This window comes from Streptomyces sp. NPDC046939, from assembly GCF_040644575.1.
Taxonomy (GTDB): domain Bacteria; phylum Actinomycetota; class Actinomycetes; order Streptomycetales; family Streptomycetaceae; genus Streptomyces.
The window spans coordinates 164,418-176,516 of record NZ_JBEYWV010000013.1; the positions used below are offsets into that span (position 1 = coordinate 164,418).

The following is a 12,099-nucleotide window of genomic DNA, read 5'->3' on the forward strand; positions in this document are numbered from 1 at the left end:
GCATCGTTTGTGCGTCGTATCGTGGGCCGATGGACGTGGAGCGGGACGCCGGACGGGGCGGGAACGGCGCGGCGACGACGGTACCGGGGGTCACGACCGGGGCCCTGGCACGGCGCCTGGGTGTCGCGCCGACGACCCTGCGCACCTGGGACCGGCGCTACGGCCTCGGGCCCGCCCAGCGCGCCGACGGCCACCACCGGCGCTGGTCCGCCGAGGACGTCGCCGTCGTCGAGGAGATGTGCCGCCTCACCGCGACGGGCCTGCCGCCCGCCGAGGCCGCGCACCAGGCCGTCTCCCGCCGCGGCACCCTCCTCCCCGTCGCCGTCCCGACCCAGCGCCGTACGCCGCGGCGCCCCGCGCAGGACACGCTCGAACGCCGGCACCGCGGCCTGTCCCGCGCGGCGACCCGGCTCGACGCGCCCGGCGTGCGGTCCCTGCTCGCCGAGGCGGTGGACCGGCACGGCCTGGTCGGCGCCTGGCAGGACGTCATGGTGCCGGCGCTGCACGCGATCGGCCGCAAGTGGGAGGAGGCGGGCGACCGTTACGTGGAGGTCGAGCACTTCCTGACCTGGCACGTCTCGGGCGTCCTGCACCGCGGCCCCGTCGCGCCCGCCACCCTGGCCGCGCCGCCCGTCGTCCTCGCCTGCGTCCCCGCCGAACAGCACTCGCTGCCCCTGGAGGCGCTCAGCGCGGCGCTCGACGAGATCGGGCTTCCGCAGCGGATGTTCGGGGCGGCCGTGCCCGTCGAGGCGGTCACCGCCGCCGTGCGCCGGACGGGCCCGCGCGCCGTCGTCCTGTGGGCACAGGCCCGCTCCACCGCCAACCTGCCGCTGGCCCGGCAGCTCGCCGAGAGCCGGTGGGGCGTGCGCGGCGCCCGCGGCGGGCCCGCCGTCGTGCTCGGCGGGCCCGGCTGGGCGGGGCGCACGGTGCGCGGCGCGCTGCGCCCCTCGACGCTGCCCGAGGCGCTGTCCGCCCTCGAACGGCTCTACCCCGAGTTCGCCGCGTCGCCGGTCACCGCAGGTCCCGGGCGCGCCTGAACCGGGCGAGCCCCTCGGACAGTTCGAGCAGCGGCTCCGGATAGTCGTACGCGGCGCGCTCCTTCGCGCTCAGCCTCCACGGCTCGTGCACGCCGGACCCGGCGATCCCCGCCAGCTCCGGCACCCACCGGCGCACGTACGCGCCGGACGGGTCGTACCGCTTGCCCTGCGTCACCGGGTTGAGCACCCGGTTGGGCCTGCTGTCCGTGCCCGTGCCCGCCATCCACTGCCAGTTCATCTGGTTGTTGGCGATGTCCCCGTCCACGAGCAGGTGGAGGAAGTGGCGGGCGCCGATCCGCCAGTCGACGTACAGCGTCTTGGCGAGGAAGCTCGCGGTGAGCAGGCGGGCCCGGTTGTGCATCCACCCCTCGTGGCGCAACTGCCGCATCCCCGCGTCGACCACCGGATAGCCCGTGCGCCCCTCCCGCCACGCCTCGATCTCCTCGCCCGCCGAACGTTCCGAGCGCCAGCGGTCGTTCTTGGTGCGGTAGTCGTCGTGCGCGGCGGCCGGGCGGGCCGCGAGGACCTGGCGGTGGAAGTCCCGCCACGCGAGCTGCCGTACGAACGCCTCGGCGCCGGGGCCGCTCGCCGCCCGCGCCCGGTGGACCGCCTCCGCCGGGCTGACCGTGCCGAAGTGCAGATCGGGGGAGAGCCGTGAGGTGGCGTCGCCCGCCATGTCGTCGTGCTGGTCCCCGTACCGGCCGATGCCCGAACGCAGCCAGGCGGCCAGACGTGCGCGGCCGGCCCGTTCGCCGCCCTCGGCCAGCGCCGGTGACACGCCCCGGACGGCGGCGCGCTCGGGCAGTGGCTCAGAGCCCACGCCGTCCGGCACGGTGACCTTGCACGGCGCCCCGGCGACCTCCCGCGTGTGCTGCTCGGCCCACTTGCGGTGGTACGGGGTGAACACGGCGAAGTGGTCCTTGCCCGCCGGGGTGACCGCGCCCGGCGCCACCCGGGTCACCACCCCGTCGTGCACGACCACCTCGCAGCCGGTGCCCTCCAGTGCCGCGCGGAGCCGGTCCTCGCGCCGGTGGGCGTAGCCGCTGACGTCGCCCGACAGGTGCACGGCGCTCGCGCCGCTCTCCGCCACGACCTTCGCGACCTCCTCCGCCACCGCGCCGGAGCGGACGACGAGCCGCCCGCCGCGCCCGCGCAGGTTCGTGTCGAGGTCGCGCAGGCAGTCGGCGAGGAACGCCTCACGGTTCGGCGCGACGAAACCGGCGGCGGCGATCCCCGTGTCCCGCACGAACAGCGGCACCACCGCGTCGGCGGCGCCGAGGGCGGCCCGGAGCGGCGGATGGTCGTGGACCCGCAGGTCGGCGGTGAACAGGACGACGTGGACGCGCACGGGGCGGCTCCCGGGTGAACGAGGGTGAACAGGTGAACGAGGGTGAACGAGGACGTTGCCGTCTCCCACAGGTACTGCCAACAGGTACTGCATGGAGGCGCCGGAAGCGGGCAAGCGGAGTACAGGGAGGACGGACGGTCACCGAGTGAGAACCGTCCGTACAGAGGAAGACGGGCGTGGAGGTGTCGGCGCTATGCGGACGACGGTGTTGCGGCGATTTCCCGCGGGGGCGCCCCGCGGTTCCTGGCCGGCTGAGGAGTACGCCGCGCAATTGCGTGCTCAGGGGCGGTCCGCGACGGTGGTGATGGACCTGGAGTCGGACGCGTTCCTGGTGGTCACCGGGGAAGGTGACGTTCCCGGTTGACCCGGCCGCCGGTCCGCGCCAGGGCAGCGCGAGGCGCCGGCGAGCCCCCGCTGGGCCCCGCCCGCAGTGGCGGGGCCCAGTGCTGTCAGTCACATCGCAACCCGCAGGACTGCACCGCCCGACTCGGGGTATCAGCATGGCTGCGGGGGCCTGACCACCTCAGGCCCGGTCGAGAGAGACGCGAATGACCGAGTATTTGGACGGGGCAGTGATCCCAATTGGCTTCGACACGCCTGTCGAACCGCTGCGGCGGATGAGCCACTACTCCGGGGAGCCGGGCTGCATAGCGCAAGCCCGTGACTTCGCGGAGACGTTTCTGGCGCAGCTCACGCACGAGTGGTGTGTCGATGTCGACCGCAGGATCGCGGGCGACGTCCTCCTCGTCGTCAGCGAGCTGGTCACCAACGCGGACCGGCACGCCCGCGGTCCGTACGCGCTGGAGCTGGAGGGCACGGCGCGGCAGATCACCGTCTCCGTGTACGACAGCAGCGACGCGGTCCCGCGCCGCTATCCCAGGGACCCGGCGCGCATCGGCGGCCACGGTCTGGAGATCGTGGACATGCTCGCCGACGTCACCGTGGAACGGGTGCCGGTCGGCAAGCGCGTGAAGGCCGTCCTGACGCTCCCGGAATGAGGGCGGCCGGGTCCGCCCGGCTCCTCACGACTGCGCGAGCATCCCGGACCTCAGCCGGGCGATGAGCCGCGTGATGAGGCGTGAGACGTGCATCTGCGAGCAGCCCAGCCGCTCGCCGATCTCCGCCTGGGTCAGCTCCTCCACGAACCGCAGGTGGAGCAGGGTGCGGTCGCGCTCCGGCAGCCCGGCGACGAGCGGGGCGAGGGTGTGCAGGTCCTCCACCAGCTCCAGCGCCGTGTCCTGCGCGCCGATGAAGTCGGCCAGCACCGACTCCTTGTCCTCGTCGTCGTCACCGCCCAGCGCCGCGTCGAGTGACGCGGACGTATAGCCGTTCGAAGCCAGACGGACCTCGCGGATCTCGGCCTCCGTCAGGTTCATGAGCGTGGCCAGCTCGGCCGTGGTGGGCTCGCGGTCCAGGCGGGTGCGCAGCTCGTCGTGCGCCTTGGCGAGTTCGGTCCGCAGCTCCTGGAGCCGCCGCGGCACGTGCACCGCCCATGTCGTGTCGCGGAAGAAGCGCTTGATCTCCCCGCTGATGTACGGCAGCACGAACGAGGTGAACTCGACCTCGCGGGAGATGTCGAACCGGTCGATGGCCTTGATCAGACCGATCATGCCGACCTGGACGATGTCCTCCATGGAGTCGCCCCGGTGGCGGTAGCGCCCCGCCGCGAAGCGGACCAGCGACATGTTCATCTCGATCAGCGTGTTGCGCGTGTACTGGTACGCGCGCGTGCCCTCCTCCAGCTCCGCGAGGCGCCGGAAGAAGAGGCGGGAGAGCTCCCGCGCGTCCTGCGGTGTCACGCGCGTGGGGTCCGGGACATGGGGGAGCGGGGTCCGTGCGTCCGTGTCCGCGCTCACGTGTGTCCCCCTCGTGGTGGAGCCCATCGTCCCTCCCGGCCGTTCGCGGCGCGAAGCGCTGTCCCCTCGTGGTGTCCGGGGCTTACCCGGCGCCTCGCCGGTCATGCGGCCGCGCCGTGCAGGTACGACATCAACACGGCAGAAACAGCAGGCACGGTCCGCGGACGCGTGGACGTGCTGCCCGCGAGCGCCGGTCCCCGCACGTGATGTCACCCGTTGGCGCCCCCTGTCACCCGTTCGCCCGGCGAGGCGCACTAAAAATCCGTTTTGTTCGTTTATCGGATTTACGGTGCGAAGGTCGATGTCGTCGGGGAACACACAACGCGCCTCGCTCGGCGCGGATGGGGACGTGCATGAGTGGAATCAGCCGCAGGGACGCGGCACGACTGGGGCTCGGGATCGGCCTCGGCGCCGCCGCCACGACGCTCGCGGGGTGCGGCCACGGCGACGGAGGCGGCCGGCCTCCGGCGGGCCCGGGGCAGCGGGAGGAAGGGGCGCCGAAGAAGATCACGCCACGGCTGATCGGCGACGGTTCCACCTCCTACACCGGTAAGCAGCCGCGCCAGCCCGCCGCGCCCACCCCCCTGGAGACCGGCGAGCGGCCCCCGCAGTTCGTCGTCTTCTCCTGGGACGGCGCGGGCGAGGTCGGCAACGGCCTCTTCCCCCGCTTCCTGGAGCTGGCCCGCGCCCACGACGCGCACATGACCTTCTTCCTCTCGGGCCTCTATCTGCTCCCCGAGGAGAAGAAGCGCCTGTACCGCCCGCCCAACAACCCGGTCGGCGCCTCCGACATCGGCTACCTGACGAACGAGCACGTCAAGGAGACCCTCACGTACGTCCACCAGGCGTGGCTGGAGGGCCACGAGATCGGCACGCACTTCAACGGGCACTTCTGCGGCGGCGCCGGATCCGTCGCCAACTGGGGCGCCGCGCACTGGCGCAGCGAGATCGAGCAGGCCCAGGCGTTCGTCAAGACCTGGCGCTCCAACACCGGCTGGCACGAGCACCCGTCGCTGCCCTTCGACTACGACCAGGAGCTGATCGGCGGCCGCACCCCCTGCCTGCTCGGCCAGGACAACCTCCTGCCGGTCGCCCGCGAGCTCGGCTGGCGCTACGACGCCTCCTCGCCCGGCGGCGAACAGCGCTGGCCCGACAAGAAGCACGGCGTGTGGGACCTGCCGCTCCAGGCCGTCCCCTTCCCCGGCCACCGCTTCGAGGTCCTGTCGATGGACTACAACATCCTCGCCAACCAGTCGAGGAACTCCACCCGCGCCCCCTCCCACAACTACCCGGGCTGGCGCACCCAGGCCACGGAGGCGTACCTGGCGGGCTTCCGCCGCGCCTACGAGACGAACCGGGCCCCGTTCTTCATCGGCAACCACTTCGAGGAGTGGAACGGCGGCATCTACATGGACGCCGTCGAGGAGACGCTCAAGCGGGTCGCCGACAAGAAGGACGTACGGCTCGTCTCCTTCCGGCAGTTCGTCGACTGGCTCGACGCGCAGGACCCCGCGATCCTCGCCAAGCTGCGCGGCCTGGACGTGGGGGAGCGGCCGCCGGGAGGCTGGCACCGCTTCCTGCGCCCCGACAAGCCCGTCAAGCCCGTCAAGCCCGTCAAGCCCGACAAGCCCGGGAAGCCCGACGAGCCCACGGGGGCGACCGGCGCCCGCGCCGCGACGTAGGGCAAGATCGTCGGTGTACGGCGGCAGCCGCACGACGCGGCGACGGACCCGACAGGAGGCCCCACCATGACCCGGCCGATCACCGCGGGAGTGGACGGATCACCCGAGAGCGAGGCCGCTGCGGCCTGGGCGGCGCGCGAGGCGGTGCGGCACGACCGGCCGCTGCGCCTGGTGCACGTCGGCACGCCCGCGCCGGAGCCGCTCGCGCTCGCCGCCGACGCGGACGCGCAGGCCCGCTGGGCCCGTGACCTCCTGGACGAGACGGAGCAGCGGATCGCCGAGCGCCACAAGGGCCTCGCCGTCACCACCGACGTGCTCGACGCGGACGGCGCCGCCGACGCCCTCCTCGCCGTGGCCCGGGACGCGGAACTGCTCGCGCTCGGCTCGCGCGGGCACGGTCCCCTCGTCGGCTTCTTGCTCGGCTCGGTCGGCCAGCAGGTCATCGCCCGCACCGAGCGGCCCGTGGTGCTGGTCCGCGCGGACGACCGCGCCCTCACCGAGGCGGCGGCGCACGAAGTGGTCGTCGGGCAGGAAGGCGACCCCGAGGACAGCGCCGCCGCCCTGGAGTTCGCCTTCCGCACGGCGGCGGCCCGCGGCGCGAGCGTCCGGGCGGTCCGCGCCTGGAACCTCCCGCCGGTCTTCGCCTACAGTGCCGCCTCCCTCGAACTGCTCGACGAGGCGGGCGGCATGGAGCCGTACGAGAAGAAGGCGCTCGGCGCGGCTCTCGCCCCGTGGCGGGAGCGGTACCCCGACGTGCACGTCGTCGAGCACGTCGAGATCGGCAGCGCCGGGCAGGTGCTGCTGTCGGTGGCGCAGCGGGCGCAGCTCCTGGTCGTCGGGCGCCGCGCCCGCCGCACCGCCGTCGGCGCCCGGATCGGCTCGGTCGCCCACGCGGTGCTGCACCACGCGCCGTGCCCGGTGGCCGTGGTGCCGCACGCCTGAGCCGACCCGGCTCAGCTCTCGGTGACGGTGACCGCCTGCACGGGGCAGGCCCGTACCGCCTCCTTGACCATCGGATGCTCACCGGCCCGTTCGGCGGCGCCGGGGAGCACTTCGCTGAAGCCGTCGTCGTCCTGGGTGAAGACGTCGGGGGCGGTCAGGGCGCACATGCCCGCGCCCACGCAGCGTTCCTTGTCGACCTCGATCCGCACGGCGCTCACCACGCCACGGGCAGTTCGAGCATGCCCTGGATCGTGTCACCGGGCTTGAACGGGATCTCCTCGGCGGGTGCCGCGAGGCGGAGCCCCGGAAGCCGCTCGAACAGGGTGTGCAGCGCGATCTCCAGCTCGGCGCGGGCGAGGTTCTGGCCCAGGCACTGGTGGATGCCGAAGCCGAACGCGAGGTGGTGGCGGGCCGAGCGGTCCCAGTCGAGGACGTCCGCCCCCGGGAACGCCTCCTCGTCCCGGTTGACGAGGGACGTCGAGAAGACGACGCCCTCGCCGGCCCGGATCGTCTCCCCGGCGACCTCGATGTCCTCGCGGGCGACGCGCAGCAGCCCGTCCGCGATCGACAGGTAGCGCAGCAGCTCCTCCACGACGACGGCCGTGCTCGTCGTCCCGGACCGCAGCGCCGCCAGCTGTTCGGGGTGGCGCAGCAGGGTGAACGTACCGAGGGAGATCATGTTCGCCGTCGTCTCGTGCCCGGCGATAAGCAGGATCACCGCGTAGGAGATGAGCTGCTCGCGGTCGGGCGGGCCGTCCGGTGACTCCCGGTGGATGAGTTCGTCGAGCAGACCGTCGCCGGGTTCGCGCCGCTTGCGGTCGATCAGGTCGCCGAGGTAGCCCTCCAGCTCGATCCTGGCCTTCTCCACGTCGGACGCGGCGGGCCCGCGCAGCAGGCGCCGGGAGCGCTCCTCGAAGAACTCGTGGTCGGCGTAGGGGACGCCGAGCAGCGAGCAGATCACCATCGAGGGCACCGGCAGGGCGAACGCGCCGACCAGCTCGGCCGGTGGCCCCTGCCGCTCCATCGCGTCGAGCAGCCGGTCCACCGTCTCCTGGATGCGCGGGCGCAGCGCGGCGATCCGCTTCACCGAGAAGCTCGGGATCAGCAGGCGGCGCTGGGCGTTGTGCTCGGGGTCGTCGACGCCGAGCAGCGCCACCCGGCGCGCCCTGGTCTCCGCGAGCCGTTCGGTCGTCACCGGGAAGTCGGCCCGCGTGCGGTCGCTGGAGAGCCGGGGGTCGGCCAGGAGCTGCCGGGCCAGGGCGTGCCCGGTGACGACGTGGGCCCAGCTGCCGTCGAAGAGGGTGATCCGGCCGAGGGGCCGCGCCTCGCGCAGCGGCGCGTAGGCGGCGGGCGGGTGGTAGGGGCAGCCCCGGTCCTGCGGGAAGGCGACCTGGGGCGCGGGGATCGGGGGGTGGAGGTCCTGGCGGGCCGGTTCCGTCGTGGATTCCGTCATGGATCGGATCGCCTCGCAGTGCTCGTCCGTGCGCGCGGAGCTGGTCGTTCCGCGCTCCCTCACCATTGGATGCCTGAGGCATCTACCTGGTCGACGGGAAGACCGGCCAGTTCCGCCCGGCGGAGGATCTGGCCGGGGCCTTTCGCACGCGTTCGATGGCGGGGTGCGTGCGCGGGGGGCCTGTCCGCGTCCATGGGGAACGTGGGGCTGACGGCCTCCGGCGTACGCGGTCGTCGCGCGGCGCCGCAGGTCATGATGGTGCCGCCGGTCCTGGCGCGGCGGCCGGGGGAGCGGGTGTGCCGCGTCTTGGAAGCCGGGCTTCCATGCGGCGGCAGGCCCTCGGCCCGGGTGTCGTCCGGGTCGGGCGGCGGCCGATATCGGGCGGGGCGGTGGGCGGGGTGTCCTGGCACTCCGACCGGAATCGTGCCGTCCGTACGGGCGCGCTCTGCGTCCGCGGGTCGGGGCGCGCCAAATGGGGTGAATCGCCGCCGATGTTCCTGTGTGTCCGACCTCACGCGGCCCACCATGATCGGGTGTACCGAACCGGGTTGGTTCGCTGTTAAACTTATCCACGAGACCCCGACCGTTCTCCCCCGTACGGTCGGGGTCTTTTTTTGCGCCCGCCGGTCCAGCGCCCGAGGCCGTCACCGTCCCCGACCCGGAGCCCGGCTCCGGGCAGGTTCTCCTGAAGGTCGAGCTGCCGCTCACCCTCGGCCACGAGGGCATCGTCGCCGCACTCGGCGCGGGCGTCAGCGGCCTGGAGGAGGGCGACTCCGTCGCCGTCCACGGGCCCTGGGGGTGCGGCACCTGCGCCCCTTGCGCGCAGGGCACGGAGAACTACTGCCTGCGTGCCGACGGGTTCGGCATCCGCCCGCCCGCCCGGCCCCGGCGTCCCGGGCTCCATGGCCGAGTACATGCTCGTCGACGCCACCGTCCCCCTCACCGACGCGGGCGGCTCGACCGCCGTCGTGAGCGGCACCGGCGGCCTCGGCCACGTCGCCATCCAGTTGTTGCGCGCCATGTCCGCGACGCGCGTCATCGCCCTCGACGTCCCCGAGGACAAGCTGGCCCTGGCCCGAACGGTCGGCGCGTACGAGGCGATCCTGTTCGACGCCGAAGCGCGCTCGACGAGGCGCCGCTCGCCTGCGAGTGGCTGCACACGGGCGCGCGGTGATCCCGCCCGACGGCTGACACCGGCCGTCGGCCCGTGCGATTTCGGCCACGCGGTTCGTGTAATCGTCAACTGACGGCCCGGAGGGGGCTGTTCCGGGTGGCGGGTGGTCCTTAGCCTGGGCGACGGATCGTCCGTCACCCACTCAGGGAGTTCCATGTCCACCGCGCAAGTCCCCGACATCCTCTCGCCGGAATTCGCCGCGAACCCCTACCCCGCGTACCGCGAGATGCGCGCCTCCGCGCCCCTCTTCTGGCACGAGCCGACGCAGAGCTGGATCATCTCGCGGTACGCCGACGTGGAACGGGTCTTCAAGGACAGGGAAGGCCAGTTCACCACCGACAACTACGACTGGCAGCTCGAGCCCGTCCACGGCAAGACGATCCTCCAGCTCAGCGGGCGCGAGCACGCCGTGCGCCGCGCGCTCGTCGCCCCGGCCTTCCGCGGCAGCGACCTCCAGGAGAAGTTCCTCCCCGTCATCGAGGCCAACTCCCGCGCCCTGATAGACCAGTTCCGCGCCGCCGGCGCCGCCGACCTCGTGCACGACTACGCCACCCGGTTCCCGGTCAACGTCATCGCCGACATGCTCGGCCTGGACAAGGCCGACCACGCCCGCTTCCACGGCTGGTACACCGCCGTCATCGCCTTCCTCGGCAATCTGGCGGGCGACCCCGAGGTCACGGCGGCGGGCGAGCGCACCCGCGTCGAGTTCGCCGAGTACATGATCCCGATCATCCAGGACCGCCGCGAGAACCTCGGCGACGACCTGCTCTCCGCGCTGTGCGCCGCCGAGGTCGACGGCGTCCGCATGAGCGACGAGGACATCAAGGCGTTCTGCAGCCTGCTGCTCGCCGCCGGCGGCGAGACCACCGACAAGGCCATCGCCAGCATCTTCGCCAACCTCCTCGCCCACCCCGAGCAGTTGGCCGCCGTCCGCGAGGACCGCTCGCTGATCGAGCGCGCCTTCGCCGAGACGCTGCGCCACACCCCGCCCGTTCACATGATCATGCGTCAGTCGGCGGTCGACGTGGAGGTGTCCGGCGGTACGATCCCCGCCGGGTCCACCGTCACCTGCCTCATCGGCGCCGCCAACCGCGACGAGGACCGCTACACGGACCCCGACCGCTTCGACATCTTCCGCTCCGACCTGACGGCCACCACGGCGTTCTCGGCCGCCGCCGACCACCTCGCCTTCGCCCTCGGCCGGCACTTCTGCGTCGGCGCGCTGCTCGCCAAGGCGGAGGTGGAGACCGGGGTGAACCAGCTTCTCGACGCCATGCCCGACGTCCGGCTCGCCGACGGCTTCGACCCCGTCGAGCAGGGCGTGTTCACGCGCGGGCCGCAGTCGCTGCCGGTCCGGTTCACGCCGCTGGCACCCTGAACCCCGTACCCGGCGGGTGTTAAGCTCGTCGTATGTCCGACTTCTCGTGTCTGTGCTGGTGGCGCCTCGCTTAGAGGCGGCCACAGCCATGCACGCACCACAAGGGCCGTCCCTGGACGGCCCTTTTCTCTTCCCGCGGAAGTCATGCCGTCCCGAGGACCCCATGACCCAGGGAGAGAAAGATGACCAGCACCGAGGAACTGATCCGCAAGGAGCCCGGCCGCCACCGCGTCCTCACCGGCGACCGCCCCACCGGACGCCTCCATCTCGGCCACTACTTCGGCACCCTGCACAACCGGGTCAGACTCCAGGACCTGGGCGTCGAGACGTTCGTCCTCGTCGCCGACTACCAGGTGCTCACCGACCGCGACGTGGCCGAGAACCTCACGGAGTACGTGGAGGAGCTGGTCCTCGACCACCTCGCCGTCGGCATCGACCCGGACCGCTCCACGATCTTCGCGCACAGCGCCGTGCCCGCGCTCAACCAGCTCCTGCTGCCCTTCCTCAGCCTCGTCTCCGTGTCCGAGCTGAGCCGCAACCCCACGGTCAAGGACGAGATCGCGCACTCGCGGCAGGCGGCGGTCAGCGGGCTGATGTTCACCTATCCGGTGCACCAGGCCGCCGACATCCTCTTCTGCAAGGCGAACGTCGTGCCCGTCGGCCAGGACCAACTGCCCCACCTGGAGATCACCCGCACCGTCGCCCGCCGCTTCAACGAGCGCTACGGCCACGGCGAACAGGTCTTCCCGCTGCCCGAGGCGCTGCTGTCCACCGCGCCGCTGCTGCTCGGCACCGACGGCACGAAGATGAGCAAGAGCCGCGGCAACGCCATCGCCCTCTCCGCCGACGCCGACGAGACCGCCCGTCTGATCCGGGGCGCCAAGACGGACGCCGAGCGCCACATCACCTACGACCCGGACAACCGGCCCGAGGTCTCCTCACTGGTCCTGCTCGCCGCGCTGTGCGAGGACGCCGACCCGCGCCAGGTGGCGCAGGAGATCGGCGCCGGGGGAGGGGCCGCGCTGAAGCGCCGCGTCACCGACGCCGTCAACGGCCGCCTCGCCCCGATCCGGGCCCGCCGTGCCGCCTACGCGGAGGACCGCACATATGTCAGGGAGGTGCTCCGGGCCGGGAACGAGCGGGCCAACGCGGTGGCCGACGCGACGCTGAAGGACGTGCGCGCCGCCATGCGCGCCGACTACTGAGGGCTCGTGAGGAGCGGGCGGGCA

At 72.8% G+C, this 12,099-nt stretch carries 10 protein-coding genes and 1 pseudogene; 7 read left to right on the forward strand and 4 right to left on the reverse strand.

What is annotated here, in order from left to right; all coding sequences use genetic code 11:
- The first annotated feature begins 29 nt into the window (after nt 1–29).
- Nucleotides 30–1,037: a cobalamin B12-binding domain-containing protein gene (locus ABZ877_RS16775; RefSeq protein ID WP_361070944.1), complete on the forward strand. Its 1,008-nt coding sequence runs from the start codon at nt 30–32 to the stop codon at nt 1,035–1,037.
- Here the strand turns inward: ABZ877_RS16775 and ABZ877_RS16780 are convergent.
- Entirely contained in the window at nt 1,012–2,385 is a 1,374-nt protein-coding gene (locus tag ABZ877_RS16780; RefSeq protein WP_361070946.1) for a deoxyribodipyrimidine photo-lyase, read from the reverse strand. The two genes, ABZ877_RS16775 and ABZ877_RS16780, sit on opposite strands and share 26 nt — an antisense overlap.
- A gap of 548 nt (nt 2,386–2,933) precedes the next feature.
- On the opposite strand from ABZ877_RS16780, the gene ABZ877_RS16785 reads away from it, so the two are divergent.
- On the forward strand, nt 2,934–3,383 hold the full coding sequence (locus ABZ877_RS16785; RefSeq protein WP_361070949.1) for an ATP-binding protein: 450 nt from the start codon (nt 2,934–2,936) through the stop codon (nt 3,381–3,383).
- Between the two features lie 24 nt (nt 3,384–3,407).
- On the opposite strand, the gene ABZ877_RS16790 is transcribed toward ABZ877_RS16785, so the two are convergent.
- Nucleotides 3,408–4,268, reverse strand: coding sequence for a SigB/SigF/SigG family RNA polymerase sigma factor (locus tag ABZ877_RS16790; RefSeq protein ID WP_361070952.1), 861 nt, complete (start codon nt 4,266–4,268; stop codon nt 3,408–3,410).
- A 326-nt stretch (nt 4,269–4,594) separates the two neighbouring features.
- Here ABZ877_RS16790 and ABZ877_RS16795 point away from each other — a divergent pair, with 326 nt between their 5' ends.
- Both ABZ877_RS16795 and ABZ877_RS16800 read left to right on the forward strand, forming a co-directional pair.
- A complete protein-coding gene (locus ABZ877_RS16795; protein ID WP_361070954.1) occupies nt 4,595–5,923 on the forward strand; it encodes a hypothetical protein in 1,329 nt (442 codons plus the stop codon).
- Nucleotides 5,924–5,989: 66 nt separating this feature from the next.
- Nucleotides 5,990–6,865 (forward strand): universal stress protein, encoded by an 876-nt coding sequence (locus ABZ877_RS16800; RefSeq protein ID WP_361070957.1) that lies wholly within the window; start codon nt 5,990–5,992, stop codon nt 6,863–6,865.
- 11 nt (nt 6,866–6,876) lie between these two features.
- Here the strand turns inward: ABZ877_RS16800 and ABZ877_RS16805 are convergent, their stop codons facing one another.
- Entirely contained in the window at nt 6,877–7,083 is a 207-nt protein-coding gene (locus ABZ877_RS16805; RefSeq protein ID WP_361070960.1) for a ferredoxin, read from the reverse strand.
- Nucleotides 7,080–8,318 carry a cytochrome P450 gene (locus ABZ877_RS16810; RefSeq protein ID WP_361070963.1) on the reverse strand — a complete coding sequence of 413 codons (1,239 nt, stop codon included), beginning with the start codon at nt 8,316–8,318 and terminating at the stop codon, nt 7,080–7,082. The genes ABZ877_RS16805 and ABZ877_RS16810 overlap by 4 nt, the downstream gene beginning before the upstream one ends.
- Before the next feature lie 625 nt (nt 8,319–8,943).
- On the opposite strand from ABZ877_RS16810, the pseudogene ABZ877_RS16815 reads away from it, so the two are divergent.
- The 3 genes and pseudogenes from ABZ877_RS16815 to trpS all read left to right on the forward strand — a co-directional run.
- Nucleotides 8,944–9,439 (forward strand): annotated as a pseudogene (locus tag ABZ877_RS16815) (alcohol dehydrogenase catalytic domain-containing protein); the annotation flags it as partial.
- 207 nt (nt 9,440–9,646) lie between these two features.
- The gene (locus ABZ877_RS16820; RefSeq protein WP_361070966.1) at nt 9,647–10,870 is read left to right on the forward strand and encodes a cytochrome P450; all 1,224 of its coding nucleotides are present in this window, start codon (nt 9,647–9,649) and stop codon (nt 10,868–10,870) included.
- 182 nt (nt 10,871–11,052) lie between these two features.
- A complete protein-coding gene (gene trpS / locus ABZ877_RS16825) occupies nt 11,053–12,075 on the forward strand; it encodes a tryptophan--tRNA ligase (protein ID WP_361070969.1) in 1,023 nt (340 codons plus the stop codon).
- Nucleotides 12,076–12,099 lie beyond the last annotated feature (24 nt).